Here is a 24,840-nt window from a genome sequence, read left to right as displayed (position 1 = left end):
GAAACAGGCCCTCGCCCAGCTCGCAGCCGCCTACCCCGACCGCATCAACCCCTACCTCTGAACACCACCACTTACACAGACAGATTGACAGGCTCCACCGCCTCGATCGCCTCGGAGGCCGACCACATCGTCGAGTACGACCACGAGGACCCGGTGTCGGGTGGTCAGACGGCGGTGGAGAACCTGCACTTCCTGTGCTGGTTCCACCACGCCATGAAGACCGCCGGAACCCTCGACCCCACCCGAATCGAGGCCGACGCCTCGCCCACGGGGCGGGGTGGGACAGTGTGGGAGATCGAGGAACGCGTCCGCGTGTTCCGTGAAGACGACACCGACCTCCTGACACCGCAGGCCGTCGCCCAGCTCAACGCCGTGGAAGAGGCCATGCGGCGCCGGCAGGAGGACTTCCAGCAGCAAGCGGCCGCAGCCGACGCGGCCAACGCGCCAGGCAGCCCGGATCCCGCGAACCTCGACTCGCCCTGGCCCATCCGCCCGGGGCCACCGGACCCCTGGCCCCGCGTGGACATGGACCGCGCGGGCGCCCCGGACGAGGAAGAGTTCCCCGTCGAGAAACCCGCCGGGCGCCGCTGGCAGGGCCGCCCCCACCTGGGGCCCGTATGTCAATGCGGACGCCCCATCCCCGTCCTCGAACGAAAACCCGACCGCGATCCCGAACCACCACCGAAACGGGACCCGGGCCCACCACCCTTCTGACCCCGAGCGCTGGACCGGCTCGCCACCCGAAGCGCCGCCCTCCCCTGTAGAGGGGCACGCCACCGTGGCCCTCTACACGCACGCCCGAAAGCGCGGGCAGCTGATGGGCGGTCTCGGGGCATCGTGGCAACGCATGGAACACTGATCCGCAGGCCACGGAGGGTCCGCGCAGCGGAGGCATCGATGACTGCGCGCGGCCCCGCAACGACTCATCGACGGACCGAGAGGATGCATGGATGGGCCGCGAGGATCGAGCGCAGGCACGACGATGGGGCGCCGCTGCATATGACGGCGCCGTCGGCAGGCGCGATGGCAACTGCTTCGTCTTCGCCGAGATGGCCTTCATCGCCGTGATCGCCGGGATGTACGCCTCGATGGCGCATGGACTGTCGACGCCCACCGCGATCGCCATCGGCATCGGCGTTTTCGTCGGCGGCGGGATCCTGCTGCTGCTCCCGGTCGTGGGGCTCATCGTTTCTCTGCTGCTGTCCGTCGGTTGGGGCATCATCGCCGGGAACATCGCCTTCCACGTCGGCAACCAGCTGCTCGGCATCGTCGTGGGCATCGTCGTCGGCCTGATCGTCGCGGGACTCCACGTCGGCTTCCGCGACTGAGCTCTCCGCCGGGCTCGCCGGCGAATCCCACCGCTGCTCCCTCGGCACGTCTGCGGGCTCGGACCCCTGCGCTCTCTCGCCCCTCCGCCGCCCCGCGACGTGCGAGGATCGGACCTCGGCGGCACGCGCGACCACGAGGCGGAGGAGCATGAGGATGCGGACGATCGGCATGCTGGGCGGGATGAGCTGGGAGTCGACGGCCGAGTACTACCGGCTGGCCAACCAGGCGGTGCGTGAACGCCTCGGCGGGACGCACTCGGCGCGGATCGTGCTGGACTCCGTGGACTTCGCGCAGATCGAGGCCATGCAGGAGGCCGGGGACTGGGACGCGGCCGGGCGCCTGCTCGCCGAGCGCGCCCGTGCCCTCGAAGCAGCCGGCGCCGACCTCCTGGTGCTGTGCACGAACACGATGCACCTGGTCGCGGACGCCATCGAGTCCGCCGTCGACATCCCCCTGCTGCACCTCGTCGACATCACGGCGGGCGCCGTCTTCCGCGCCCCGCTCTCGCGCGTGGGCCTGCTGGCCACCGCCTTCACCATGGAGCAGGGCTTCTACGTGGAGCGGATGCGCGAGCACGGCATCGACGTCATCGTCCCCGACGCCGAGGACCGCGCGCTCGTGCACCGCGTCATCTACGAGGAGCTCGTCGTCGGGGTCGTCAGCGAAACCTCCCGGCGCGAGTACCGGCAGGTCATCCAGCGGCTCGTCGACCGCGGCGCCCAGGGGATCATCCTGGGGTGCACCGAGATCGAACTGCTCATCGGCGCCGACGACGCCCCGGTCCCGGTGTTCCCGACCACGCGTCTGCACGCGCAGGCTGCGGTCGACGCCGCCCTCGCGGACTGACGGGTCCCGCTCAGAACTGACGGGTCCCGCTCAGATCGGCGCGGCTCAGGAAGCGTCGGCCCCGTCGGCCCCGCCGAGGTCGGGAAGGTGCAGCGACCCGTCCTCCGCGAGCGGGAAGCCGGGGTTGAACGCGATCTCCCACAGGTGGCCGTCCGGGTCGGCGACGCAGCCGGCGTACCCGCCGTAGAACGTGTCCGCGGGGGCGCGGGTGACGGTGCCGCCGGCCTGCTCCGCCCGTGCCACGAGCTCGTCGACCTCGCCGGTGGATCGCACGTTGTGGGCGAGCACGATCCCGTCGAACCCGTCGCCCGACGGAAGACCGAAGACACCCGAGTCCGCGGCGAGCTTCTCGCGGCTCCACAGGCTGAGGACCATGCCCCCGGCCTGGAAGAACACCGTCTCCTCGACCTCCTGCCCGCGCCAGCCGAGCGCCTCGTAGAAGGACCGGGCCCGCGCGAGGTCTGCGACGCCGAGCGTGATGAGTGAGATGCGCTGCTCCATGGGGGCGAGACTACTGCGCACCCTCGCCCGCGCTCGCGGTCGCAGCTGCCGGTACCTCGTCCTCCGGCGCCGCCGAGCGGAACCTCCCGCTCAGCGGCAGCATCAGCAGCGCCGCGAGCAGCGGGCCGATCGCGAGGGTCACGAACGCCGAGTACACCGAACCGGTCGAGGCGAACACCGCCCCGACCACGGTCGGCACCACCACGCTGCCCAGCTGCCACACCGCGTTCAGCGTGCCCGCGGCCGAGCCGGAGTCACCCGCACCCGCGTAGTCGAGGATCAGGGCGTTCTGGATCGGCGAGTAGCAGTATGCCGCGAAGCCCAGCACGGGCGCCGCGATGTAGAACGCCGGCAGGGAGCCCAGCGCCCCGAACACCAGCAGCATCAGCGCGAACAGCACGAGGATGCCCGCGGCCAGGTACTTGCGGTGGAAGGGCACGCGCCCCGCCACCAGGCCGATCACGGGCTTCATCACCACGGCGGTGATCGCGAACAGGGCGACGATCCCGCCCGCATGCACCGGGTCGATGCCCTTGCCCTCGATCATCAGGGTGTTCGACCAGGTGATGAAGCCGTACGTGCCCCACAGTGAGAAGAAGCCCGCGATGCCCAGCACGAGCAGGTCGCGGCTGCGCAGCACGCGGCCCAGGTGCGGGGTGCGCGGCGCCGCCGGTGTGGCGAGCTCCGCGCCCTCGGCCTGCGGGGGCCGCGACCGGTGCAGCACGGCGATGACCAGGCCGAGCACGATCGAGATCGCGCCGAACAGGTGGTAGGAGAGTCGCCAGCCGTGCTCGGCGATCATCGTGGGCACCACGAGGTTCGCGACCACCGTGCCCAGCGACGTCGCGGTCGTGAACAGGCCGACGGCGAAGGTCCGCTCGCGCCCCGAGAACCAGGAGGAGATCGACTTCGCGCCCGCCGAGTAGTCGGCTCCCGCGAAGAAGCCGACGAGCGCCTGCGCCACGAGGCCCAGTGCGAAGGACTCGACGCTGCCGAAGAACACCATCCCGGCCCCCGCCAGCACCATCGACGCGGTGAGCACCACGCGCGGCCCCGCCCAGTCGGAGGCCAGCCCGCCCAGGAAGTTCGAGACCACGTAGCCGATGTAGTAGCAGGTCGCGAACACGCCCAGGGAGGCGAGCGCGACCCCGAGGGCCTGCCCGACGCTCGGCGCTGCCGGGCCCCACACGGACCGGTCGAGCGAGGTCATCGTGAAGGCCGCCCAGGCCAGCACCAGGATCAGCCAGCGGCGCGGGTGCGGGGCTGGGAGGGCGGAGGCGACGGGAGCGCCGGGGACGGGTGGGAAGGGGGAGGAGGTGGTCATTCGGATTCCTGACGCGTCGACGCGGGGGAGGGGACGGAGGGCGACGAGGCGTCGAGCAGCGGCATGACCTGCTCGAGGATCGGCTCGGCGGGGGCGAGCGTCCCGGCGTGGGTGCGGCCGGGCAGGGGGACGAAGCGCGCGTCGGGCATCATCGCCGCCGCGCGCTGGGACTCCTCGAAGCGGGGGTGGTCGCGATCGCCGGCCATCCACAGTGCGGGGACCGGGCACGCGGCGAGCTCGGCGTCGGGGATGCCGGGGGTCGTCTCGGTCGCCGTGAACAGGGCGGCCATCGCCAGGGGGTCGGCGGCGAGGAAGGCGGTGCGGGTGCCGCGGTCGCGTCGGCCGGTGACCTCCGGCCCCAGGCCCTGCGCCTGGCAGAAGCCCTCCATGCCCTCGCTGTGCAGGGTCTCGACGGTGCCGGGGAAGAACACGGTGTCCACGGAGCCCTGCTGCGCGGGGGCGGAGCCACCCAGGGAGACCAGGTGCGTGACGCGCTCGGGGCGGCGCACGGCCGCGGTGACGGCGATGCGCGCGCCGAGCGAGTAGCCGATCAGCGCCGCGCGCTCGATGCCCTCGCCGTCGAGGACGCCCAGCAGGTCCGCAACGAACGCGTCCTGGGTATAGGCCGAGGCCACGTGCGGGGCGTCGGACCGCCCGTGCCCCCGCAGGTCGATGCGGATCACCGTCCGGTCGCTCCTCAGCGCGTCGACGTACCCGTACGCGCGCCAGATCGCGCGGGAGAGCACGGAGCCGTGGAGGAGGACGACCGCGGGGCCCGAACCGGTCACGTCATAGGCGATGCGGGCGCCGTCGGAGGGGGAGGGGATCTTCGGCACGGGCTGACGGTAGTCCTCGCCGCGCGGGAGCGGCAAAGCCGTCCCGCGCGGCGAGGGCCTCCCGGTCAGTGGCCGACGGGCGACTCCTCGACCTTCGCGAGCTGCAGGAGGTCCTCGGGGTCCAGCTCGATGTCGTCGACCGCGAGGTTGTCCTCGAGGTGGGCGACGGAGGCGGTGCCGGGGATCAGCAGCACGTTCTCGTACTGGGCGAGCAGCCAGGCGAGGGCGACCTGCGTGGGCGCGACGCCGTGCTTCTGGGCGACCGCGGCGATGTGCGGCCCGGCCGCGATCTTCTCCGGGCCCCCGGTGAACGCCGAGCCCAGGGGGAAGTACGGGACGAAGGCCAGGCCGTGCTCGCGCGCGGCCTCGAGGGCCTCCTGCCCGGAGCGGTCCAGGATCGAGTAGGGGTTCTGCACCGAGACCACGCCTGCCGCCTCGACCGCGCGGCGCACCGTGGCCGCCGGGACGCTCGAGATGCCGATCTGGGCGATCTTGCCCTGCTCGCGCAGCGTCACGAGAGCGGCCAGCTGCTCGTCGAGGTCGGGCTCCTCGCCGCCGGGAGCATCGAGCTCGTAGCGGCGAAGGTTCACCATGGCCAGCTGCTCGGTGCCCAGGGAGCGCAGGTTCTGCTCGACCTGCTCGACGATCTGGTCGGGGTCGCCCGCGGGCAGCCACTCGCCCTTCTCGCCGCGCTGCGCGCCGACCTTCGTCACCAGGCGCAGGTTCTCGGGGTAGGGGTGCAGGGCCTCGCGGATGAGGTCGTTGACGACGTCGGGACCGTAGAACTGGGCGGTGTCGATGTGGTCCACGCCGAGCTCGACGGCGCGGCGCAGCACCTTCTTGTTGTTCTCGGGATCGGCAGACGGTCCGAAGACGCCCGGGCCGGCGAGCTGCATGGCGCCGTATCCGACGCGGCGGACGGTGAGGTCTCCGATGTGTCCAGTGCTCATGGGGGACATCCTGCGCCTCGGTGACCGGGAGCGCCAACGGGTGCGCTGTGGGCGGAATGCGCCTCGGCTCTCGACGAGCGCTCCGGCGATGCGTACACTTTTCTGTACAGGTTGTGATCGGAGTGCGGCACGAGAGGCGAGGCGGTCATGAAGACGATGAGCTACACGGAGTCCCGTGCGCGCTACGCAGAGGTGCTCGACGGCGTCGTCGACGACCGCGAGGAGGTCGTCGTCACCCGTGCGGGGCACGACCCGGTCGTGATCCTCTCGCTCGAGGACTACGAGTCGCTGCGCGAGACCGCGTATCTCATGCGGTCGCCTCGCAATGCTCGCCGTCTCCTGGACGCGATGGAGCGACTCGAGTCCGGGGCCGGCAGCGAGCACGAGCTGATCGAGGACAACGGTCCGGATCCGGATTGGGCCTGAGATGCGGCTCGTCTGGGACGAGAACGCCTGGGAGGACTACCTCTGGTGGCAGGCGCAGGATCGCAGGGCGCTCCGCCGCATCAATGCGCTCCTCAAGGACATCGCCCGGAACGGGAACGAGGGGATCGGCAAGCCCGAAGCCCTCAAGCACGACTTCGCCGGCTACTGGTCCCGCCGGATCACCGACGAGCACCGGCTCGTCTACAAGCTCGTGGGCGCGGAGGAAGTGCGCATCGCCGCGTGCCGGTATCACTACGGGTGAGCCCGGCGCGCAAACACCTCGCCATCCCCGACGGCGCCGCGTAGATTCGCACGCCATGAGCACAGGTGCCTCCCCGCGTCCCGATGCGGCCGACGTCTTCGACCACCTGCGCGCCGAGGACGGCGAGCACGTGGGCTACATGGAGATGACGGCCGACGGCGGCTTCGTCCCCTACGACCTGCTGTGGCAGCGCCGCGGCGAGTCGATGGACCTCGACGAGGCGGAGGCCGTGCTCGACGGGATCGGCCTGCGGCTGCTCGCCGAGGACTGGCTGCTGCAGGAGGAGGCGGGGTGGACGCGCGTGCGCATCCGCGAGATCGATCGCGACCGCGTCGTCGTCGGCCGCGCGATCGAGAACATGTCCGCCCACGTCGCCAAGGCCGTCGACCTGGTGGGAGGCATCGACGTCGAGCTGCCCACCGACCGGCTGCGGCTTGCGGACGCCGCGCGCTGAGGGGGACGCCGTGCATCTCGAGAACATCGTCATCGACGCGGTCGATCCGCACCGACTGGGCGGCTTCTGGCGGCAGCTGCTGGACGCCGAGCCCCTCAGCGACGGGCCGGAGGGGTTCGAGATGCGCGTGCACCTCGATCTCGGGAACGGCCCCGAGCCGGGCGCCTTCCTCGACGTGTGCCTCCAGCCCGTCCGCGTGCCGCCGACCGAGCCCCTGCGCCTTCACCTCGACCTGCTCGGCGGGCCCGGGCAGGCGGAGGTCGTCGAGAGGGCCCTCGCGCTCGGCGCACGGCACCTGGACATCGGACAGGGCGACGTGCCGTGGGTGGTGCTGGGCGACGTCGAGGGCAACCCCTTCTGCGTGATGGAGGAGCGCGCGGCCTATCGCGGCACGGGCCCGATCGCCGCGCTCCCGCTCGACTCCGCCGATCCCGCGCGCGACCGGGAGTTCTGGTCGTGGCTGACGGGATGGACGCCGGTCGACGGCGTGGCCGACGCATCCCTGCGCCATCCCTCGCGCCGCGGGCCGCTGCTCGAGATGTGCGCGGAACCGGCGCCCAAGCGCGCGGCCGACGGCAAGAACCGGATGCACCTCGACGTCCGCCTCGGAGCGGGCGAGGACGCCGATGCGATCGCCGCGGGGATCGTCGCGCGCGGCGGCGCCGAGCTCCGCCCGGGCTGGGGCGACCTGCCCTGGCGGGTGTTCACCGACCCCTCGGGCAACGAGTTCTGCGTGCTGCCCGCGCCGTCGGGCGCCTGAGCGGGGCCCTCGCCGGGACGGCCGGCCTCAGCGGGCGGTCGGGAACATCTGCGCCCGGGCATCGGAGGAGGAGATGACCTCCTTGCCGAACGGGAAGCAGGTGACCGGGATCAGCTTGATGTTCGCCCAGGCCAGCGGGATGCCGATGATCGTCACGGCCTGCGCGACGGCGGTCAGCACGTGCGCGATCGCCAGCCACAGCCCGGCGACCAGGAACCAGATCACGTTGCCCACGGCGCTCATGGCGCCGCCGCGATGGGTGTCCACGACCTCGCGCCCGAAGGGCCAGATCACGAAACCGGCGATCCGGAACGACGCCAAGCCGAAGGGGATCGTGACCACCAGGATGCAGGCGATGATCCCGGCCAGCACGTAGCCCAGGAACAGCGACCAGCCCGCGGTGAGCAGCCAGATGATGTTGAGGATCAGGGTGAGGATCGAACGCATGCCCCGATCGTAGGCGGGGCGGCGCGGAGGCGTCGATGGGGGTTTCCCCCGGTCCTCGGACCCCGGCCCTCAGCCTTCGGCCTTCAGTCCCCGTCGGACGGTCCGTACCAATCGGGCAGCGGCGCGGGCTCGAGCCGGGTGGTGTCGCCGGGGCGCGCGAGCGTCAGCAGCGCGCGCTCCACGTCGTCCTCGCGCTCGAGCAGATCCTCCACGGCCTGCACCTTCTCGCGCAGCTCGGACTCCTTGACGTCGCCCACCACGTCCACGGAGGCGACCACGAAGAGCTTGTTCGCGCCGATCCACTCCGTGTGCAGGAAGGTCACCGTCTCGATGTCGGGGTTCTCCTCGAGGATCGCCAGCAGACGGTTCCTCACCAGCGGCGTCCCGCCCTCGCCGGTGAGCAGCGAGGCGTTGCGGCCGATGAGGATCACCGCGATCACGCCCAGCAGCACGCCGACGAGGATCGAGCCGAGCGCGTCCCACATCGCGTTCCCTGTGACCTGGTGCAGGAACAGTCCGAGTCCCGCGATCACGAGCCCCACGAGCGCCGCCGAGTCTTCGGCGAACACCGCGCGCAGCATCGGGTCGGACGTGGTGCGCACGTAGCGCAGCGGGCTGATTCGACGCCGCTTCGCCCCCGCGCGCGTCTGCCGCAGGGCCTGCAGGAACGAGGTGCCCTCGAGCAGGAAGGAGATGCCGAGGACCACGTAGCCCCAGGTGTAGTCGGCCCCCTCGTCGCCGCTCGCGCCGAGCGATTGGATGCCGTGCCAGATCGACACCCCGGCGCCGACGGCGAACAGGCCGATCGCGGCGAACATCGCCCACACGTAGCCCGAGCGGCCGTAGCCCATGGGGTGGGCGGCGTCGGCCGGCTTGCGGGCGCGGCGCTCGCCGATCAGCAGGAAGACCTCGTTGCCGGTGTCGGCCCAGGAGTGCGCGGCCTCGGCGAGCATCGAGGCGGATCCCGTGAGGGCCGCGACGATCGACTTCGCGATCGCCACCAGCAGGTTCGCCCCGAACGCGAGGATCACGGTGAGGCCGCTGCCGGAGGAGTCGTCGGAGTCGTCCCCTGCCTGCGGGGTCGGCGCGAGCGGCGCCGGGTGAGCCTCCTGCGGGGCTGTGCTCATGCCTCGTCCCTCTCCTCGTCTCCGGTGCTGCGGGCCCTGCCGTCCCATGGGCCGCCCGCCCATTGTGCGCCCGCGGCGGCCTGCGTCGCCGCGTCGGCCGCCTCGCGCAGCACCTCGAGCACCCGCCGCACGGCCGAGCGCTGCGCCGCGTCGGGCCGCATCAGGGCGCTCACGTGGCGCAGGGTCGGCACGCCCTCCACGGGGCGCAGGGCGATCCCGCGATCGGTGCGCGTGGTGTAGCGCGGGAGGATCGCGAGGAGGTCGCTGCGCGCGACGAGGGCCTCGATGAGATGGTTGTCGCGCAGGCGCTGGACCACGCGCAGGTGGACCCCCGTGGCCATCGAGATCGTCTGCAGCACGCGGTCGAAGGGGAAGCCCTCGGGCACGCCGATCCAGTCCTGGTCAGCGAGGTCGGCCGCGGTGAGGGTCGCCCGGGAGGCCAGCGGATGGTCGGCCGACATCGCCACGTCCAGCGGCTCGGCACCGAGCGGCACCACCCGGCAGCGCTCGCTGCCAGCGGGCGCCGGCCCGATCAGCGAATGGCCGATGACGATGTCGTGGTCGGCGGTGAGCGCGGCGAAGGCGGTCTCGGCGATGTCGTCGTCGTGCAGCACGAGGTCGATCCCGGAGCCCTCGAGCGTCGACACCGCGTGCGGGTAGAGGTAGACCGCGGCGCTCGCCAGGGCGAGCACGTCGACCGTGCCGCTGGGCGCGCCCAGCAGGTCGTCGAGCCGGGAGGCGACCCCGGCGACCGCCTCGGCGACCTCGTCCCCGCCGCGGGCCAGCAGGTCCCCGGCCTCGGTGAGCCGCAGACCCCGGCCCTGCGGCCGCACGAGCTGCACCCCCAGGTCGCGCTGGGCGGCGCGCAGCTGCTGCGAGACGGCCGACGGGGTGCGGTGGGTCGCGGCGGCGACGGCGGTGACGCTGCCGCGCGCAGCGAACTCGCGCAGGAGCTCCAGGTGACGCACATCCATGCAGCAACGCTACAACGATGGTGCAGAACTCTGCGATTGTGCTGAAGGGATCGCGGGTGCACCGTGGACCCATGCCCAGCCGCCACCGCCTCCTCGCGATCGCCGTCGCCGCGATCTGGGGCGTCAACTTCCTCGCGATCGACGCCTCCCTGGCGCAGTTCCCGCCGCTGTTCCTGGTCGCCCTGCGCTTCGCCCTCATCGCGATCCCCACCGTGCTGCTCGTGCGCCCGCCGCAGGTCCCGCTGCGCTGGCTGCTGGGCTACGGCCTCGGCTTCGGCGTCGCCCAGTACTCCCTGCTCTACATCGCGATGACCCTGGGCATGCCCGCGGGCCTCGCCTCCCTCGTGCTGCAGGCGTCGGCGCCGTTCACGGTGCTCCTCGGCGTCCTGTTCACCCGGGAGTCGCTGGGGCGGCGCGCCGGGATCGGGATCGGCGTGGCGGTCCTCGGCCTCGCCGTCGTCGGCTGGCACCGGGCGGAGAACGCGGCCATCTGGCCCTTCGTCCTCACCCTGCTCGCGGGCCTCGGCTGGGCGATCGGCAACATCTGCACGCGGGAGGCCCGTTCGACCCAGCCTCTGCGGCTCGTGCTCTGGATGTCGGTGATCCCGCCGATCCCCACGCTCGCGCTCTCCCTCCTCGTCGAGGGGCCGCAGCGCATCGCCGCCTCCGCCGACGGCCTCCTCACCGGTCGTGGCCTGCTCGCGATCCTCGGCCTGCTCTACACGGTGGTCATCGCGACGCTGGTCGCCTCGGGGATCTGGAGCTGGCTGATGTCGCGCCATCCCGCAGGGTCCGTCGCGCCGTTCTCGATGCTGGTGCCCGTGGTGGGGATGAGCGCGGCCTGGATCGTGCTCTCCCAGGGCGTCGCCCCGCTCGAGCTGGCCGGGGGAGTGTTCGTGGTCGGCGGGGTGCTGCTCGCGTCATGGGCGCCGCGGCGGGCACGACGGGCACGACGGGCCGACGGGGCCGTGGCCGACGAGGAACATCAGATGGCGAGACCTGCGCCCGGGGCCGAGGAGGCGCGCGTAGCGTCGCGCCCATGAGCGAGCACCCCGGTCACGGCCACGAGCACCACTACACCCACGGCTACGAGGACGCGGTGCTCTCCTCCCACCGCCACCGCACCGCCGAGAACTCGGCCGCGCACCTCCTCCCGCACCTGCGCGAGGGCATGCGCCTGCTGGACGTCGGCAGCGGCGCGGGCACGATCACCGCGGACCTCGCCCGCATCGTCGGCCCCGAGAACGTCACCGCGATCGAGGTCTCCGAGGAGTCCGCGGGGATCACCCGCAACGAGCTCGCCCGCCAGGGCCTCGAGGGCGTCGAGGTCCGTGCGGCCGACGCCCACCACCTGCCCTTTGCCGATGCCGCCTTCGACGTCGCCCACACCCACCAGGTGCTCCACCACGTCGCCGATCCCGTGCGCGTGCTGGCCGAGATGCGCCGCGTGACCGCCTCCGGAGGCATCGTCTCCGCCCGCGAGGCCGACTACGGCGCCTTCCGCTGGTGGCCCGAGCTGCCGGGCCTGGAGACGTGGCGCGAGCTGTTCATCGAGGCCATGGCCGCCAACGGCGGCACGCCCGACGCCGGTCGGCGCCTGCTGGGCTGGGCGCTCGAGGCGGGACTGAGCGACGTGGAGCCCGGCGCGGGCACCTGGTGCTACGCGACCCCCGCCGACCGCGCCTTCTGGGCCGGTTCCTCCTCGCAGCGCATCACCGCGGGCGCCGTCGCCCAGCAGCTCCTGGACGCCGGCCGCGCGAGCCAGGACGAGCTCGACGCGATCGGCGAGGACTGGAAGCGTTGGGCGGACGATCCCGCCGGCTGGTTCGTGCTGCTGCACGGGGAGATCCTCGCGCGGATGTGACCGGCGCGGACGGCACCCGCGTCCAGGCCGCGCTCAGGCCGAGAGATCCCGGGCGCGCTCGGTGATCTGCTCCGCGACGCGCCGGCTCTCGGCCGCGTAGCCGCCCCCGAACAGGACCACGTGCGCGAGCAGCGCGAAGAACAGGTGCGCGGGGAGATCCTCGCGCCACCCCGTCGGCATCGGGTGCGCGGCCTCGTAGCCCGCGAGGATCGCGTCGATGTGGGGCGCGCCGAACATCGTCAGCAGCGCGAGATCCTCGAGACGGTGCCCGCCGTGCGCCGAGGGGTCGATGAGCGTCCCTCCCGCGTCCGTCCACATCAGGTTCCCCGACCACAGGTCGCCGTGCACGCGCGAGGCATCCTCGCGCCCCTGTCCGCTCACGCCGTCGAAGGCGCCGCCGGCGATCGCGTCGATCGCGCGGGAGACGGCCGCCGATCCGTCGGCCCCGAGCTGCGGGGAGGCGCGGCGCGCGAGCGGCTCCAGACGGTCCTGCGCCCAGAAGGTCGCGAAATCCTCGCGGGCGGTGGTCGGCAGTTCGAACGGCGAGTTGAGCGGACCGAACCACGACGTGTCCGACGGGGAGGCGCCGAATCCCTCGGCTCCTGCGTCGTGGAGGTGGGCGAGGCGCCCGCCGAAGGCGCGGGCATCCTCGGGGGAGGGCCGCACCGACTCGAGGCGCTCGAGGCGCAAGTGGTCCTCGCCCTCCTCGAGCACCTGGACCACGGGCACCGCGCGCGGCGCCGCGAGCCAGGCGAGGCCCGCGGCCTCGGCGGCGAAGAAGCCCTGCGGGGCGCCGGGACGCTGCTTCAGAAAATCAGACATGTGCCACCGTAGGCATGACGACGGAGAGGAGACCACCATGACCGAGGACGAATCCACCGGCGAGCAGCGGCCGCGCAATCCTCTGCGGCGCGGCGCGATCCCCTCGCTCCCGCCGACTGCGGCCTTCCCGTGGTGGCGGCCCGACGAGGACATGGAGGAGGTCGCCGAGGCCGAGAGCGCGAGCGAGACGGATCCCCGCCGCGACGCGGACTTCCTGGACAGCGGCACCATCACCCTCGACGTCCCCGCGGAGGGCGACGAGGGGTCGGGCCGGCACGACGCCCCCTGACCCGCAGACCCGACGGTTCGGACCCGGGCCGGGAAACGGGCGCCCATCGGGTCCATGATCGAGGCCATGAGCAGCACGACCCCGCCGCCCGCCCTTCGCCCGACGGCCTCCCGCGACCCCTCGCCCACGGCCTCGATCGACCGCAGCGACCGCCGTCGCTGGCTCCAGCTGATCCTCGGGGTCGTCCTCTTCCTCGTCGCCGAGGTCGTGATGGGGGCGGTCTCGGTCCTCGCCTCCGTCCTCGCCGGCGGTGACGTCGCGGACGGGCCGGCACCCTGGGCGTTCCTGCTCGGCGGTGTGCTCGCCGCGGCGGTCGGGGTCGGCGGCTTCCTGCTGATCGTCGGGCCCGTCGGCCGCAGCCCCGGCCTCGCCCTGCGCGGGCCCGGCAAGCTCGCGGAGCTCGTCGTCGGCCTCGTCATCGGCACCGTGCTGATCTCGCTGAGCGTCGCCCTGATCGCCCTGCTCGGCGGCTACCGGGTCACAGGCATCTCGCCGTCCCCGCAGCTGCTCGCGCCGCTCGCGATCGGCATCGGCGCCGGTTTCGTCGAGGAGATCTTCTTCCGCGGCATCCTGCTGCGGCTCATCGACGCCTGGATGGGCAGCTGGGGCGCGCTCGTGCTCACCTCGCTCGTCTTCGGACTGATCCATCTCACGAACGACGGCGCAAGCCTCGCCAGCGCGCTGGGACTCGTCGTCGAGGCGGGGATCCTGCTGGGCGCCGCGTATCTGCTCACGCGCAGGCTGTGGCTCGCGATCGGCATCCACATCGCCTGGAACGCGGTGCAGGCGGGTGTGTTCTCCTCCGTGGTCTCCGGCACAGGGCAGCAGGAGGGCCTGCTGCTCGCCGACATCGACGGGCCGACGTGGCTGACGGGCGGGTCGATGGGCGTCGAGGGCTCGCTCGTCACCGTGCTCGTCGGGCTCGCCGCCGGGCTGGTGATGCTGGTCCTCGCGGTGCGGCGCGGGAGGATGCTCGGTCCCGTCAGTCGACGGGAGAGGGACGGGATCAGCGGGTGATCTCGGAGCGCTCCGCTCCTTCAGAACGGGACCCGGCCGACTCCGCCGCGACCGTCTCGCGCCGCAGCCCGCGACCGGCGACGAAGCCGACGAGGGCGATCGCGATGATGAACACGATCGTGCCCAGGGTGAGCGCCTCGAAGGCCGCGTAGGGCACGCCCATCGCGCTCGAGAAATCGTAAGGAACGCCCAGCAGGGTCTCCAGGGTGCCCGGGAACACCGAGACCCATGAGCCCAGTGCCACGAACCCCGTGGTCACGACGCCCAGCGCGACGAACACGCCGTTCGGGCCGGGCACGCGGAAGGGCCGCGGCTGGCCCGGGAACCGCAGGCGCAGGCGCACGGCCGCGGGGATCACCAGCAGGTAGCTGAACAGGTAGGTGGTGATCGCGACCGAGAGGACCACGTCGAACAGCGCCGCGCTCGAGCCGGTCAGCTGCATCGCGGCGATCATGAACACCGTCGCGACCGTGCCGGAGAGCAGGTTGACGCGGATCGGGGTGCCCAGGCTCCGGTGGAACTTCCCGAAGAAGCCGCCGAAGAAGGAGCCGTCTGCCGCGGCGATGGCCTGCATGCGGTCGGACATGATCATCCACGCCGCGCCCTGCCCGATGTTCGCGAGCAGGAACAGGATGACGGCCGCGGTGAGCACGACGGGCGCCGCCGCTCCGTAGACGGAGAACACGGTCGCGACCGCGCGCAGCAGACCGGAGACCCCGTCGATGTCGGAATGCGGGATGACCAGCAGGATCGTGAAGACCGGGATCAGGTAGAGCACGCCGGCCATCGCCGAGGAGCGCAGCACGGAGAAGGCGACGTCCTTCTCGGCGTTCTTCATCTCGCCCGAGGCGCTGGAGCCGGACTCGAAGCCCAGGAACGCGAACAGCAGCAGCGGGGTCAGGGTGATGAACCCGGTGACGGTGGGGGAGAAGTCGCCGATCGCGAGGCTCTGCACGCCGTGCTGGGCCGCATAGATGATCGCGGTGAGGATGAACAGGCCCAGGAACACGATCTTGCAGACCGCGCCCATCGTCGGGATCCACTTCGCGCGCTTCAGGGAGAGGATCGCCGCGAGCACGGTGATCCAGATGAACGCGGTCTTGAAGGCGTAGTCGGCGAACGAGCCCTCGGCGAAGTGCACAAGATGCTCGCGGGCGGCCTCCGCGCACAGGAACGCCATCGACCCGCCCACCCACACGGGCTGCGTGATCCAGGTGAACGCCGAGGCCACGGCCGCGGCGGGGCGCCCGAAGGCCTGACGCACCCACAGGTACACGCCGCCCTCGCCCACGAAGGCGGAGCCGGTCTCGGCGAAGATCAGCGCGTAGGGGACGAGGAAGACGATGATCAGGAAGACCAGCCAGGTGAACGTCTCCGGTCCCTGCGAGGACACCGAGCCGAGCATCTCGAGGCCGACGACGGCCGAGACCACGATGAACACGATGTCGAAGCGCCCGAGCGTCCGATGCAGCACCTGGTTCTGCTCCTCGGCGAAGCGGGTGCTGCCGTCGGGGCCGATCTCGGTCATGCCGGTGCTCTTCTCTGGCGGGGGCGGAGGAGGGGCGCGGAGGTCGTCCGGGTGACGGGACACCGTCTCTGCGCCGGGGCGAGCATAGTCTCCACGGCCGCGCCCGCGCCCCCGCGCCCTCGATGCGGCCAGGGATCCTCACACCGCGGGCCTCACACGGCGGGCGTCGCGAACCCTCCGTTGGACAGCAGGAGCTGGCCGCGGATCCAGCCGCCGCGCTCCGAGACCAGGAAGCGCACGAGATCCGCGACGGTGCTCGGGGCGCCGAGACGCCCGCCGGGGGTCTGGGCGGCCCCGGCCTCGCGCACGGCGTCGTCCATCCAGCCGGTGTCGATCGGGCCGGGGTTCACGACGTTGGTGCGGACGCCGCGATCGGCGAGCTCGTGCGTGCCCGCCAGCACGAGCCGGTCCAGCGCGCCCTTGGTCGCGCCGTACGGGAGGTTGTGGGCGGTGTGGTCGCTGGTGAGGGCGACGACGGCCCCGCCGGGGGTGTCGGCGCCGACCTCCACCTGCTCGGCGAAGGCCTTCAGCAGCAGCCAGCTGGCCCGCACGTTCACCGCATAGTGGCGGTCGAAGCTCTCCACGGTGGTATCGAGGATCGCCGAGTCCACGGACTCGCAGTGGCACATGACGAGCGCGCCCAGCCGACCGAGCTCGGCGCTCGCGGCGTCGAGGATCCGCGGGGGCTCGGCCGGATCGGACAGGTCGCCGGGGACGAGGACCACGTGCCGGCCGACGCCGCGCAGCTCCTCGGCGAGGACCTCGACGTCGGAGGGCTCGGCGTTCACGCGCCGGTCGTAGTCGTCGGAGAAGCTCAGGGCGAGGTCGAAGCCGTCCTCGGCCAGCGCGCGGGCGATCGCGGCGCCGATCCCGCGGCGCCGGCCCACGCCGGTCAGCAGCGCGGCGCGGGGGAGGGGCAGGTCGTCGGTGTTCTCGTGCGTCATGGGGCGGACGCTACGGCGGGGCGTGCAGGTGGGCAACGGGATTATCGGGCGGCCCGGCCGACGGACAGGAGGGTTGTCCCGGTGCGGACGTGACAGCTGTCAGGGGAGGGCGGGACGGGCGCCGCCTAGCGTCGAGTGCATCGACAGCACACGCGCCGACGGCGCTCGGCCAGGAGGGCCACCATGGATCGCTTCGACGACAGCTTCCCCCGCTCGGACAGCAGCGACGCGGAGACGGATCTCCGCCGCCGCGCGGTCGAGCGCCTGCACGCCCGTCGCAACCTCGTCATGAGCCTTGCCGTGTACGTCGTGGTCAACGGCATGCTCGTGGTGTTCTGGGCGCGCAACGGCGGCGGCTTCTTCTGGCCCTTCTTCCCCATCGCCTTCTGGGGCATCGGGCTGCTCTGGCAGGTGCTCGGCGTCTTCGGCGGTGGAGTCAGCGAGGAGCGGATCCAGGCCGAGATGCGGCGGCTGGGCGGCGAGGGTCGCTGACGTGCGCGGGCGGCCCCGTGCCCGCGGGTTCCGCTCAGCCCGTGATCGTCCCGGCAGGCGCCTCGTAGGGGCTGAAGAACTCGTTGGCCCCCTGCCCTGACAGGGTCATGAGGATCGTGGGGACCGTGACCCCGTCGATCTGCTCGCGGATGATGTCGGCGTGGCCCGCGTGCCGGGCCAGCTCCTCGACCTGATGGACCAGGTAGTAGCGCTGCAGGATCGGCGTGGGTGCGGTGATCCCGGCCCAGGGGGCCGGCGCCTCCTGCGAGGCCGCCGCCGGGTCCGTCGATCGCAGAGCGGCGAGGTAGTCCGCGCGCGCGGCGTCGAAGGCGGGCAGCAGCGCGGCGGCCGACTCGTCGTCGCCGAGCCGCGTGCTGTCCGCGTGCTTCGCGAAGGCCTCCGGAGTGAGGGGATCCAGGCGGGGCCCTGCGGTGAGGCGCTCGGTGGCTTCGCGCATCACGTAGATCGCATGCTTGACCAGCGCACCCACCGAGAGCGCGCTGCGGCAGGGCGCGGCATGCGCCTGCTCCTCGGTGAGGCCGTGGATGCTCGCGCGCAGGGCCTCGAGCTGTGCGTCGATGTATCCGACGAGGCCGTCGATCTCGGTGTCCTGCGTGGGTGCGTACATGGTGTGCTCCTGGCTCGGTGCGGGGCCGGGAGCGGTGCGCTCCGTGGCCATGAGTACATACTGCGCCGCGGTGCGGACGATTTCTGTCCTTTGAAGCAGGCGTCGCGCGGTGCGCCGTGCGTCCCGGATACCGTCGGCCCCATGCGCATGTTCCCTCTCGCAGACGGCACCGAGCTCGCCACCTGGACAGACGGCGAGGCCGGGGCCCATCCGCCCGTCGTGCTCGTCCACGGCGGGCCGGGCCTCTGGGACGACCTCGGCGACCTCGCCGCTCTGCTCTCCGACCAGACGCTCGTGCACCGTTACGACCAGCGTGGATGCGGACGCAGCACGCCCAGGCCCGTGCCCGAGGAGCAGCTGGCCGTGCGGCGCTCCGTCGCCGACCTCGAGGAGCTGCGCGCCGCGCTCGATACCCGGCACGGCGGCCACGAGCGATGGATCGTCGTCGGCCACTCCTTCGGCGCCTCCCTCGCCCTCGCCTATGCGGGCGCGCACCCCGAGCACGTCGCCGCCGTCGGCTTCCTCAGCGGCACGGGCATCGGGGACTGGCGCACGGACTTCCGCGCCGAGCGCGACCGCCGACGCGAGGTCGCCGGGATCGCCGAGGAGCTCGCCCGGCTCGACGGCCTCGGGCCGGACGGACGCACCGGGGAGCAGGAGACCCGCTGGCGCACCCTGCAGTGGGCCACAGACTTCGCCGACACCGCCGACGGGATCGCGCGCGCCGAGCGCCTCGCCGCCGTCGGGCTCGACATCGAGCACACCGCGAACCGCCTGGCGGCGGCCGATCCCGCGGTGGCCGACGACGCCCTCGTCGCCGACCTCGCGAGGATCGACGCGCCGGTCTGGTTCCTCCACGGGCTCGCCGATCCGCGGCCGGTCGCCGGCGTCGTCGCGCTCGCCGCCCATGCGCGTCGCGGACGCAAGCGGATCATCGAGGCCGCCGGACATTTCCCCTGGGTCGAGCGGCCCGAGCGCACCCGCGAGGTGCTCGAGGAGGTCCTGCGCTCCGCCGGGTGAGCGGGGCGGGGACGGCGACGGGCAGGGAGCGCTCGGGAGGCGCGGCTAGACTCCATGGGTCCCCGACACCCCTGCCGCCCGAGGAGGCTCCCGCCCAGTGCCGCCGCTGCTCTCGCGCCCGTTGGACGCTCTCATCGCCTCCGATCCGGGTCTGAGCAGACTCCGCATGGGCCTCGCCGGGGCCTGCTGCGTCGCCGCGAACCTCGCCGCCGAGGCACTGCTGGGCACGGCCCTGCACCTGGAGCCGGCCGCACTGCTGCCGACGATGATCCTCGGCGCGGTGATCGCGATGATCGGCTCGAACGCCCTCGCGCGCCCGATGGCCCGCGAGAGCCTGCGCGCAGCGCTCTTCTTCCCTGTCGCGATGGGCGTCGGCCTGGTCGTCGGCACCCTCGTCGGCGACTCCCTGTGGCTCTCGCACCTCGTGTTCGTGCTGGTCATGTTCGGTGCCGTGTACGTGCGGCGCTTCGGCCTCGACTTCTTCTTCTACGGCTTCCTGCTGTGGATGGGGTTCTTCTTCTCGCTGTTCCTGCGCCCGACGCCCGGCCAGCTGCCGCACCTCGTGCTCGCCGTGGTGGTGGGCACCGCTGTCGTCGCCCTGCTGTGCACCACGGTGTTCCGGCCCCATCCGCGGCGTACGCTCGCGCGGGTCTTCCGCAGCATGGTCGCGCGCCGCAGCCGACTGCTGCGGCTGATGGCCTCCCGGCTGCGCGCGCCGTCGCAGCGGGACCGCGACCGGCTGACCCGACGCGTCTTCGACGAGCGCGCCCTGTTCGACGAGATGGTGCTCATGAGCGACGGCTGGGCGGCGAACGCCCGGGCGCTGCCGGTGGGCTGGAGCGCGGAGACCGTGCGCCGCAGCCTGCTCGAGGGCCAGCTCTCCCTGGACCTCGTGGGCTGGGCGTCCCTGCACCTCATGGAGGCGCCGCCGCGCGTGCGCTCGCTCGCGGCGCGGGCCCTGGTCCATCTGGCCGACGGCGACGCCGAGAGCGCCCGCAGGGTCGCCGCGCTGCTCGAACGGATGATGGCACGCGAGGGCGCTCCCGGACAGGACCCCGCGGCCGACGGGGCGATGGACGCAGGCCGCCTGCGCCGTGAGGTGCGCTCCCTGGTGCGCGGCATCGACGAGCTCGTGCGACGGCCGGCCGATCCCCATCTGCCCCCGGACCTCGAGCGCAACGCCGAGTTCACCCCGGCCGCGGCGCTCACCGGGCTGGGCATGCTGCCGGGGCCACCCTCGGTCGCCAAGGACGTGCGCGCCCGCGGCGCCCGCTGGAACCCGGTCGTGCGCGCGCAGGCGACCACGCGGCAGGCCGTGCAGGTCGCGATCGCCGGTGCGCTCGCGATCCTCGCGGGCACCCTGATCAGCGACTCGCGCTACTACTGGGCGGTGATCGCCGCGTTCGTGGTGTTCACGGGCACCGGCACCCGCATGGACTCCTTCGGGAAGTCCCTGAACCGCGTGATCGGGACGGTGCTGGGCCTGGTGGTGGGCATCGCGCTCGCCGCCCTCACCGCGGGCCATCCGATGATCGAGCTCGCGGTCATCCTCATCAGCGTCTTCTGCGGCTTCTACCTGATCCGCATCTCCTACGCCTACATGATGCTGTTCGTGACGATCCTGGTCGCGCAGCTCTACGGGATCCTCGGCCTGTTCTCCGATGCCCTGCTCCTGCTGCGCCTCGCGGAGACCGTCGCGGGCGCGGGCATCGGCGTGCTCGTGGCGCTGCTGTTCGCTCCGGTCAGCACGCGCGACACCGTGGCGCGCGCGGAGCGCGAGGTCGCCGCGTCGATCGGCGACCTCATGGAGGGCACGGCGCTCGCGCTGCGCGAACCCGGCCCGGCGGTCCAGCACGAGGTCGACGCCCTGCTGCTCGCGACGATCGGCGCCCGCAGGCGGCTCGCGCTCGCGGCGGCGCCGCTGACGCGCTACCACCTCACCGAGCACCGTCCGCGCCGGGTGCGCCGCCGGCTCACCGTGGTGGCGACGTCCGTGAGCATCGCCCGCACCGTGACCAGCCGCGTCATGGCACGGGCCGCGAGCGGTGGCCCGATGGACCCGGTGGGCCCGGCGGACCAGGTCGAAACGGTGGACTCGCCGAGGGTCGATCCCCGGGTGGCCGACGCCTGCGACGCCGTCGCCGCCCTCGCCCGCGACGTCGCCGACGAGGAGCGCGTGGCGGAGGCGAGCGCCGCCGTCGGCGCCGCACCCGCGCCCGGCGAGGGGCCGCAGGACTCCCGCGCCGCCCACGGCTCCCATGCCGCCCGCACCTCCCGGACCTGGGAGGACGAGACGCTCGAGCAGCTGTCGATGCTCGCCCGCTCCCTGCGCGAGATCGGCCACCCGGCCGCGCGCTGACCGACTGACCGAGGGGGCAGGCCGGCGGCCAGCGCCTCAGAGGTGCTCGGTGGGTCTCTCGAGCAGCTCCTCCGCCTCGTCGAGGACCTTCTGCTGCGAGGCGGGGAGATCCGAGGCCTCCGTGTCCTCGCCGCCGATGCCGGGAGAGGTGCTCGGCGCCTGGCCGTGGGCCTCGCCGAGCGCCGCGTTCACGAGGGCTGCGAGCACCACCACGGCGGCCGCCCCGGTCGGCAGCCACATGGCGGCCTGCGCCCCGACGTTCTCGGCGAAGGCACCGGTCAGCGCCGAGGCACCGGACTGGCCGACGATCGTCGCGGAGCCCAGCATCGTCATCACCGTCGCCGAGCGGCCGCGCGGGGAGCGGTCCGCGGCGAGGCTGTACAGCGTCACGACCGTCGGCCCGATCCCGATGCCCGCGATCGCCATCGCGCCCGCGGTCCCGGCCAGGCCGCCCGCGAGGCCGAAGGCGACCATCGCGGCGAGCATCAGGGCCGAGAACACGAGCCAGCGCCAGCGGAGCGCGAACCGCTCCGGGAACAGCGAGATGCTCAGCGCGAGGATCGTCGAGCCCACGCCCATGATCCCGTAGACGAGCCCGGCGGAGTCGCCGTGACCGGTCTCCGCGAGGAAGGCCGTGAGCGAGGTGAGGACCGTGCCGAAGAAGAGGCCGACGCCGAGCGCGCCCGCGACCACCACGAGCACCCGCGCGCTGCGCAGCTCCCGCGCCGGGGCCTGCACCACGGGCGATCCCGTCGCCGGCGCCGCGGCGCGCGCCGTCGGATGCAGAGCGAAGGCGGTGACGAACACGAGGGTGAGGACCGCCGCGCCGATCATCGGGGCCGCGGCGCTCATCGTCGTGGCCAGCAGGCCGACCACGACGGGGCCGAACACGAAGGCGGTCTCGTCGGCCGCGGACTCGTAGCCCATGGTCGCGTTGAGGCTCTTCGCGCGGCGTCCCGAGGGCAGGCGGGTGAGGATCAGGTGCACGAGGCGGCTGCGCGAGAGCGGACCGATCTGCGGGGAGGACGCGCCGATCACGAAGCCCACGGCGAGCACCGCGGGATCGGGCAGGGAGCTGAAGGCCACGGCGGCCATCGCGAGCAGGGCCAGGGAGTTCACGATCCCCGCGAGCAGGATGACCGGGCGCTGGCCGATGCGGTCGGCCGCCGCGCCCAGCAGCGGGCCGACGAGCGCCGAGCCGAGGCCCACGACCGCCGAGTTCAGCCCGCCCAGCGCGATCGAGCCGCGCGCGGACACGACGAGGGTGAGCGTGCCCACGACCATCATCGCGAACGGGAAGCGGGCCACGAACGCGATCGGGAAGTAGGCGAGGCCGGCGGCGCGCGTCAGGGTGGTGGCCTGCGGGGCCGGCGTCGGGTTCTGCGGCGAGGTCATCGATCCTCCGGACGGTGGGGTGCCGCCTTGGACGGCCCGCACCGGAGAAGAACTGCCGGATGGTCTGCGGACCCGAGGTGATGCACTGCTGATGGGACGCTGGGAGCCTATCCGGGGGCGCCGCCCCGGGGCCAGGGATCCGCCCCGGGACGGCCGTGGAGGTCACAGATTCGCCGGCGCGGGATCGCACCTGATATCCGGTGCGGCACGGTACGGCGCACAGTGCGCGGCACGGAGCACAGTGCGCGGCACGGGGCACGGGGCACGGGGCACGGGGCGTCGACGGGCGGTTGTCACGGAAGGGCCGGTGGTGAGGAGCGATGGCGATATCGCCACGGCTCCCCAGCATCGGCCCGTCCGCGACAGGTCCGGCCGGATCCCCCGCCCTGCCTCGCCTGCGGCCGCCTCCTGCATCCCGTCAGCCCGGGCCCATCGCCCCCGAGTCGACGTAGGCGAGCAGGGCGTCGCGCACGTATGCGCCATGGCCTCGGTAGGTCGCGTCGAAGCGCGGGTCGTCGGCGTACATCGGCACCAGGTTCCGGATGTACTCCGGCGTCGGGTCGGTGTACCGCGCGAGCCAGGCGACGTGCCGCCTGCAGATCGCCTGTACCCGAGGATCCTCCGGGGGCATGCCCTGCTCGTCGGCGGAGGCGAAGGCGTCGACGAGGGACTGGGAGAGGGCGAGCTCCGCCTCCTTCTCCTCGGCGCTCATCGAGTTCCACGCCGCGATCGACTGCTGGTGGGCCGCGGCGCCCCAGCGCTCGGTGACCTCCTGCTCGAAGACCTCGGGGTCGAACCCGTCGAAGGTGCGCTCGGTCATGATGCTCTCCTTGCTCCGCAGTGACTGCAGGGTCGTGGTGACCGACGCGAGCTGCCTGCTCAGGCGGGAGATCTGCTCCCGCAGCAGGTCCGCGTGCTCGGCGAGGGCGTCGACGCTCGAGGTGGGCCGGGAGAGCATCTCCCGGATCGCCTCGAGCCCCAGGCCGAGGTCCCTGAGCGCGACGATGCGCAGCAGCACGGCCACGGCACCGTCGTCGTAGAACCTCTGCCCGGCGTGATCCGTGCGCGACGGCGGGAGCAGTCCGATCGCGTCGTAGTGGCGCAGGGTGCGGGTCGAGATGCCCACGCGCTGCGCGAGCTCGCCGATCGGCACGTCGGCCGGCTGCGTCGTCATCGCTCCTCCTGTCCTCGGCGGGGTCGTCGGATCATCCTCGTCGAACGCGGTGGTCCTGCGTCGGCAGGAGCGACGCTATGAGTTGACGCCGCGTCAAGCGCAAGGTCGACCGTGCGCGGGTCGCTGCCCAGCGCGGATCACGCCACGATGAGGACGATGCCGCCGAGCACGATCGCCGCCCCCATCACCCGGCGCACCGGGTCCGGCTCGCGGAACAGCCACCAGGCCAGCAGCGACCCCACCACGATCGAGGACTCGCGCGCCGGCGCCACCAGCGAGACCGGCGTGGACCGCATGGCCTCGAGCACGAGGACGTACGCGAGCGGCGAGAGCATGGCGACCACGCCGACCTCCCGCCACCGTCGGCGCAGCACCCCGCCCACCGGCGCGGCGCGCCCACGACGCAGGGCGCCGGGCGTCATCGCGAGCGCCTGCAGGGTGCAGCCGAAGGAGAAGTAGACGACGGGCGCGAGGGACCACGTGGTCACCGCGTGGTCGTCCCAGAGGGTGTACGCCGCGATGCCGGCACCGGTCGCGGCGCCCCAGGCGATGCCCGTCGACGCCCGGTGCCGCAGGGCGCGCGCACCTCCGGTGGCGACGACCACGATCCCGGCGATCACCACCACGGCCCCCGCGATCGCCGGCCACCCGGGGCGCTCCCCGAGCACCGTGAGGGCGAGCACGACGGTCAGCAGAGGGCCCGTCCCGCGGGCGACGGGGTAAACGACGCCCAGGTCGGCGCGCTGGTAGCCCGTCTGCAGGCACAGCTGGTAGGCGATGTGGAAGACCGCGGAGACCGCGGGTCCCACCAGCAGCTCCCAGCCCCAGGGCCACCCTGCGCGGGCGAGGAGCACGAGCCCCAGCGGCAGCCACAACACCGCGGAGAAGACGTTGTACCACCACACGAACACGTACCCGTCGCCGCTCGCGCGCTTCGCGGCGAGGTTCCACAGGGCGTGCAGCACCGCCGCGGTGAGCACGAGCGCCAGGGCGGAGGGCGTCATGGGCGCTCGGCCGGCCTCGTGGCCGCGCAGCTGCGGGGTGGCATCCGAGAAGGCTACGCGGAGGCCCC

At 72.8% G+C, this 24,840-nt stretch carries 28 protein-coding genes; 14 read left to right on the top strand and 14 right to left on the bottom strand.

Features of this window, described 5'->3' with window-relative positions:
* Positions 1-84 precede the first annotated feature (84 nt).
* The 3 genes from ACFQ53_RS12785 (at position 85) to ACFQ53_RS12775 (ending at position 2,175) form a co-directional block, all read left to right on the top strand.
* Entirely contained in the window at positions 85-714 is a 630-nt protein-coding gene (locus ACFQ53_RS12785) for an HNH endonuclease signature motif containing protein (RefSeq protein WP_377860227.1), read from the top strand.
* Between the two features lie 236 nt (positions 715-950).
* Positions 951-1,328: a hypothetical protein gene (locus ACFQ53_RS12780; protein WP_377860225.1), complete on the top strand. Its 378-nt coding sequence runs from the start codon at positions 951-953 to the stop codon at positions 1,326-1,328.
* Positions 1,329-1,476: 148 nt separating this feature from the next.
* Positions 1,477-2,175: an aspartate/glutamate racemase family protein gene (locus tag ACFQ53_RS12775; protein ID WP_377860224.1), complete on the top strand. Its 699-nt coding sequence runs from the start codon at positions 1,477-1,479 to the stop codon at positions 2,173-2,175.
* 45 nt (positions 2,176-2,220) lie between these two features.
* Here ACFQ53_RS12775 and ACFQ53_RS12770 read toward each other — a convergent pair whose 3' ends face one another.
* The 4 genes from ACFQ53_RS12770 to ACFQ53_RS12755 all read right to left on the bottom strand — a co-directional run bounded on the left by ACFQ53_RS12770 (position 2,221) and on the right by ACFQ53_RS12755 (position 5,786).
* The gene (locus tag ACFQ53_RS12770) at positions 2,221-2,676 is read right to left on the bottom strand and encodes a VOC family protein (protein ID WP_377860222.1); all 456 of its coding nucleotides are present in this window, start codon (positions 2,674-2,676) and stop codon (positions 2,221-2,223) included.
* A 10-nt stretch (positions 2,677-2,686) separates the two neighbouring features.
* Positions 2,687-4,000 (bottom strand): nitrate/nitrite transporter, encoded by a 1,314-nt coding sequence (locus tag ACFQ53_RS12765; RefSeq protein WP_377860220.1) that lies wholly within the window; start codon positions 3,998-4,000, stop codon positions 2,687-2,689.
* Positions 3,997-4,836, bottom strand: coding sequence for an alpha/beta fold hydrolase (locus ACFQ53_RS12760; protein ID WP_377860218.1), 840 nt, complete (start codon positions 4,834-4,836; stop codon positions 3,997-3,999). Before ACFQ53_RS12760 ends, ACFQ53_RS12765 begins: the two co-directional genes overlap by 4 nt.
* A gap of 65 nt (positions 4,837-4,901) precedes the next feature.
* Positions 4,902-5,786, bottom strand: coding sequence for an oxidoreductase (locus ACFQ53_RS12755; protein ID WP_377860216.1), 885 nt, complete (start codon positions 5,784-5,786; stop codon positions 4,902-4,904).
* A gap of 147 nt (positions 5,787-5,933) precedes the next feature.
* Between ACFQ53_RS12755 and ACFQ53_RS12750 the strand changes: the two genes are divergently transcribed.
* From ACFQ53_RS12750 to ACFQ53_RS12735, 4 genes are read left to right on the top strand one after another with little or no spacing between them, the layout of a single operon-like run.
* Positions 5,934-6,212, top strand: coding sequence for a type II toxin-antitoxin system Phd/YefM family antitoxin (locus ACFQ53_RS12750; RefSeq protein WP_377860214.1), 279 nt, complete (start codon positions 5,934-5,936; stop codon positions 6,210-6,212).
* Between the two features lies 1 nt (position 6,213).
* Entirely contained in the window at positions 6,214-6,474 is a 261-nt protein-coding gene (locus ACFQ53_RS12745; RefSeq protein ID WP_377860212.1) for a Txe/YoeB family addiction module toxin, read from the top strand.
* A gap of 55 nt (positions 6,475-6,529) precedes the next feature.
* The gene (locus ACFQ53_RS12740) at positions 6,530-6,928 is read left to right on the top strand and encodes a serine/threonine protein phosphatase (protein ID WP_377860210.1); all 399 of its coding nucleotides are present in this window, start codon (positions 6,530-6,532) and stop codon (positions 6,926-6,928) included.
* Between the two features lie 10 nt (positions 6,929-6,938).
* Positions 6,939-7,688: a VOC family protein gene (locus ACFQ53_RS12735; RefSeq protein WP_377860208.1), complete on the top strand. Its 750-nt coding sequence runs from the start codon at positions 6,939-6,941 to the stop codon at positions 7,686-7,688.
* A gap of 27 nt (positions 7,689-7,715) precedes the next feature.
* Here ACFQ53_RS12735 and ACFQ53_RS12730 read toward each other — a convergent pair whose 3' ends face one another.
* The 3 genes from ACFQ53_RS12730 to ACFQ53_RS12720 form a co-directional block, all read right to left on the bottom strand.
* Positions 7,716-8,135, bottom strand: a complete 420-nt coding sequence (locus ACFQ53_RS12730) for a YccF domain-containing protein (RefSeq protein WP_249477687.1) — start codon at positions 8,133-8,135, stop codon at positions 7,716-7,718.
* Positions 8,136-8,218: 83 nt separating this feature from the next.
* Positions 8,219-9,262, bottom strand: a complete 1,044-nt coding sequence (locus ACFQ53_RS12725) for a cation diffusion facilitator family transporter (RefSeq protein ID WP_377860206.1) — start codon at positions 9,260-9,262, stop codon at positions 8,219-8,221.
* Positions 9,259-10,236, bottom strand: coding sequence for a LysR family transcriptional regulator (locus ACFQ53_RS12720; RefSeq protein ID WP_377860204.1), 978 nt, complete (start codon positions 10,234-10,236; stop codon positions 9,259-9,261). The genes ACFQ53_RS12725 and ACFQ53_RS12720 overlap by 4 nt, the downstream gene beginning before the upstream one ends.
* Positions 10,237-10,307: 71 nt before the next feature.
* On the opposite strand from ACFQ53_RS12720, the gene ACFQ53_RS12715 reads away from it, so the two are divergent.
* Both ACFQ53_RS12715 and ACFQ53_RS12710 read left to right on the top strand, forming a co-directional pair.
* On the top strand, positions 10,308-11,279 hold the full coding sequence (locus ACFQ53_RS12715; RefSeq protein WP_377860202.1) for an EamA family transporter: 972 nt from the start codon (positions 10,308-10,310) through the stop codon (positions 11,277-11,279).
* Positions 11,276-12,100, top strand: a complete 825-nt coding sequence (locus ACFQ53_RS12710; protein WP_377860200.1) for a methyltransferase domain-containing protein — start codon at positions 11,276-11,278, stop codon at positions 12,098-12,100. The genes ACFQ53_RS12715 and ACFQ53_RS12710 overlap by 4 nt, the downstream gene beginning before the upstream one ends.
* Before the next feature lie 33 nt (positions 12,101-12,133).
* Here ACFQ53_RS12710 and ACFQ53_RS12705 read toward each other — a convergent pair whose 3' ends face one another.
* The gene (locus tag ACFQ53_RS12705) at positions 12,134-12,922 is read right to left on the bottom strand and encodes a fructosamine kinase family protein (protein WP_377860198.1); all 789 of its coding nucleotides are present in this window, start codon (positions 12,920-12,922) and stop codon (positions 12,134-12,136) included.
* A 37-nt stretch (positions 12,923-12,959) separates the two neighbouring features.
* Here ACFQ53_RS12705 and ACFQ53_RS12700 point away from each other — a divergent pair, with 37 nt between their 5' ends.
* Together ACFQ53_RS12700 and ACFQ53_RS12695 are read left to right on the top strand one after the other, a co-directional pair.
* A complete protein-coding gene (locus ACFQ53_RS12700) occupies positions 12,960-13,211 on the top strand; it encodes a hypothetical protein (protein ID WP_377860196.1) in 252 nt (83 codons plus the stop codon).
* A 66-nt stretch (positions 13,212-13,277) separates the two neighbouring features.
* Positions 13,278-14,228, top strand: coding sequence for a CPBP family intramembrane glutamic endopeptidase (locus ACFQ53_RS12695; protein ID WP_377860194.1), 951 nt, complete (start codon positions 13,278-13,280; stop codon positions 14,226-14,228).
* Here the strand turns inward: ACFQ53_RS12695 and ACFQ53_RS12690 are convergent.
* Positions 14,218-15,756 (bottom strand): APC family permease, encoded by a 1,539-nt coding sequence (locus ACFQ53_RS12690; RefSeq protein ID WP_377860192.1) that lies wholly within the window; start codon positions 15,754-15,756, stop codon positions 14,218-14,220. The genes ACFQ53_RS12695 and ACFQ53_RS12690 overlap by 11 nt on opposite strands.
* 152 nt (positions 15,757-15,908) lie before the next feature.
* Positions 15,909-16,700, bottom strand: coding sequence for an SDR family oxidoreductase (locus ACFQ53_RS12685; RefSeq protein ID WP_377860190.1), 792 nt, complete (start codon positions 16,698-16,700; stop codon positions 15,909-15,911).
* A gap of 183 nt (positions 16,701-16,883) precedes the next feature.
* On the opposite strand from ACFQ53_RS12685, the gene ACFQ53_RS12680 reads away from it, so the two are divergent.
* The gene (locus ACFQ53_RS12680) at positions 16,884-17,192 is read left to right on the top strand and encodes a 2TM domain-containing protein (protein ID WP_377860188.1); all 309 of its coding nucleotides are present in this window, start codon (positions 16,884-16,886) and stop codon (positions 17,190-17,192) included.
* Positions 17,193-17,226: 34 nt separating this feature from the next.
* Here the strand turns inward: ACFQ53_RS12680 and ACFQ53_RS12675 are convergent, their stop codons facing one another.
* Positions 17,227-17,871, bottom strand: a complete 645-nt coding sequence (locus tag ACFQ53_RS12675) for a DUF664 domain-containing protein (protein ID WP_377860186.1) — start codon at positions 17,869-17,871, stop codon at positions 17,227-17,229.
* 90 nt (positions 17,872-17,961) lie between these two features.
* On the opposite strand from ACFQ53_RS12675, the gene ACFQ53_RS12670 reads away from it, so the two are divergent.
* Both ACFQ53_RS12670 and ACFQ53_RS12665 read left to right on the top strand, forming a co-directional pair.
* On the top strand, positions 17,962-18,840 hold the full coding sequence (locus ACFQ53_RS12670; protein ID WP_377860184.1) for an alpha/beta fold hydrolase: 879 nt from the start codon (positions 17,962-17,964) through the stop codon (positions 18,838-18,840).
* Positions 18,841-19,006: 166 nt separating this feature from the next.
* Positions 19,007-21,199: an FUSC family protein gene (locus ACFQ53_RS12665; RefSeq protein WP_377860182.1), complete on the top strand. Its 2,193-nt coding sequence runs from the start codon at positions 19,007-19,009 to the stop codon at positions 21,197-21,199.
* Positions 21,200-21,235: 36 nt separating this feature from the next.
* Here ACFQ53_RS12665 and ACFQ53_RS12660 read toward each other — a convergent pair whose 3' ends face one another.
* The 3 genes from ACFQ53_RS12660 to ACFQ53_RS12650 all read right to left on the bottom strand — a co-directional run bounded on the left by ACFQ53_RS12660 (position 21,236) and on the right by ACFQ53_RS12650 (position 24,772).
* On the bottom strand, positions 21,236-22,594 hold the full coding sequence (locus tag ACFQ53_RS12660; protein WP_377860180.1) for an MFS transporter: 1,359 nt from the start codon (positions 22,592-22,594) through the stop codon (positions 21,236-21,238).
* Between the two features lie 418 nt (positions 22,595-23,012).
* Positions 23,013-23,768: a MerR family transcriptional regulator gene (locus ACFQ53_RS12655; protein ID WP_377860178.1), complete on the bottom strand. Its 756-nt coding sequence runs from the start codon at positions 23,766-23,768 to the stop codon at positions 23,013-23,015.
* Positions 23,769-23,905: 137 nt separating this feature from the next.
* Complete coding sequence (locus ACFQ53_RS12650; protein ID WP_377860176.1) at positions 23,906-24,772, bottom strand: EamA family transporter; 867 nt, start codon at positions 24,770-24,772, stop codon at positions 23,906-23,908.
* Positions 24,773-24,840 lie beyond the last annotated feature (68 nt).

It is taken from the genome of Brachybacterium sp. NPDC056505, assembly GCF_042794925.1.
GTDB lineage: Bacteria > Actinomycetota > Actinomycetes > Actinomycetales > Dermabacteraceae > Brachybacterium > Brachybacterium kimchii.
The sequence above is the reverse complement of the archived record's forward strand: the minus strand, read 5'-3'. Positions and strand labels throughout refer to the sequence as shown.

Bases quoted from the DNA above. Each gene is read 5' to 3' on its own strand.
- ACFQ53_RS12780 (WP_377860225.1), top strand. From the start codon at position 951: ATGGGCCGCGAGGATCGAGCGCAGGCACGACGATGGGGCGCCGCTGCA.
- ACFQ53_RS12775 (WP_377860224.1), top strand. From the start codon at position 1,477: ATGAGGATGCGGACGATCGGCATGCTGGGCGGGATGAGCTGGGAGTCG.
- ACFQ53_RS12770 (WP_377860222.1), bottom strand. From the start codon at position 2,676: ATGGAGCAGCGCATCTCACTCATCACGCTCGGCGTCGCAGACCTCGCG.
- ACFQ53_RS12765 (WP_377860220.1), bottom strand. From the start codon at position 4,000: ATGACCACCTCCTCCCCCTTCCCACCCGTCCCCGGCGCTCCCGTCGCC.
- ACFQ53_RS12755 (WP_377860216.1), bottom strand. From the start codon at position 5,786: ATGAGCACTGGACACATCGGAGACCTCACCGTCCGCCGCGTCGGATAC.
- ACFQ53_RS12750 (WP_377860214.1), top strand. From the start codon at position 5,934: ATGAAGACGATGAGCTACACGGAGTCCCGTGCGCGCTACGCAGAGGTG.
- ACFQ53_RS12745 (WP_377860212.1), top strand. From the start codon at position 6,214: ATGCGGCTCGTCTGGGACGAGAACGCCTGGGAGGACTACCTCTGGTGG.
- ACFQ53_RS12740 (WP_377860210.1), top strand. From the start codon at position 6,530: ATGAGCACAGGTGCCTCCCCGCGTCCCGATGCGGCCGACGTCTTCGAC.
- ACFQ53_RS12730 (WP_249477687.1), bottom strand. From the start codon at position 8,135: ATGCGTTCGATCCTCACCCTGATCCTCAACATCATCTGGCTGCTCACC.
- ACFQ53_RS12725 (WP_377860206.1), bottom strand. From the start codon at position 9,262: ATGAGCACAGCCCCGCAGGAGGCTCACCCGGCGCCGCTCGCGCCGACC.
- ACFQ53_RS12720 (WP_377860204.1), bottom strand. From the start codon at position 10,236: ATGGATGTGCGTCACCTGGAGCTCCTGCGCGAGTTCGCTGCGCGCGGC.
- ACFQ53_RS12715 (WP_377860202.1), top strand. From the start codon at position 10,308: ATGCCCAGCCGCCACCGCCTCCTCGCGATCGCCGTCGCCGCGATCTGG.
- ACFQ53_RS12710 (WP_377860200.1), top strand. From the start codon at position 11,276: ATGAGCGAGCACCCCGGTCACGGCCACGAGCACCACTACACCCACGGC.
- ACFQ53_RS12705 (WP_377860198.1), bottom strand. From the start codon at position 12,922: ATGTCTGATTTTCTGAAGCAGCGTCCCGGCGCCCCGCAGGGCTTCTTC.
- ACFQ53_RS12700 (WP_377860196.1), top strand. From the start codon at position 12,960: ATGACCGAGGACGAATCCACCGGCGAGCAGCGGCCGCGCAATCCTCTG.
- ACFQ53_RS12695 (WP_377860194.1), top strand. From the start codon at position 13,278: ATGAGCAGCACGACCCCGCCGCCCGCCCTTCGCCCGACGGCCTCCCGC.
- ACFQ53_RS12690 (WP_377860192.1), bottom strand. From the start codon at position 15,756: ATGACCGAGATCGGCCCCGACGGCAGCACCCGCTTCGCCGAGGAGCAG.
- ACFQ53_RS12685 (WP_377860190.1), bottom strand. From the start codon at position 16,700: ATGACGCACGAGAACACCGACGACCTGCCCCTCCCCCGCGCCGCGCTG.
- ACFQ53_RS12680 (WP_377860188.1), top strand. From the start codon at position 16,884: ATGGATCGCTTCGACGACAGCTTCCCCCGCTCGGACAGCAGCGACGCG.
- ACFQ53_RS12675 (WP_377860186.1), bottom strand. From the start codon at position 17,871: ATGGCCACGGAGCGCACCGCTCCCGGCCCCGCACCGAGCCAGGAGCAC.
- ACFQ53_RS12670 (WP_377860184.1), top strand. From the start codon at position 17,962: ATGCGCATGTTCCCTCTCGCAGACGGCACCGAGCTCGCCACCTGGACA.
- ACFQ53_RS12665 (WP_377860182.1), top strand. From the start codon at position 19,007: ATGGGCCTCGCCGGGGCCTGCTGCGTCGCCGCGAACCTCGCCGCCGAG.
- ACFQ53_RS12660 (WP_377860180.1), bottom strand. From the start codon at position 22,594: ATGACCTCGCCGCAGAACCCGACGCCGGCCCCGCAGGCCACCACCCTG.
- ACFQ53_RS12655 (WP_377860178.1), bottom strand. From the start codon at position 23,768: ATGACGACGCAGCCGGCCGACGTGCCGATCGGCGAGCTCGCGCAGCGC.
- ACFQ53_RS12650 (WP_377860176.1), bottom strand. From the start codon at position 24,772: ATGACGCCCTCCGCCCTGGCGCTCGTGCTCACCGCGGCGGTGCTGCAC.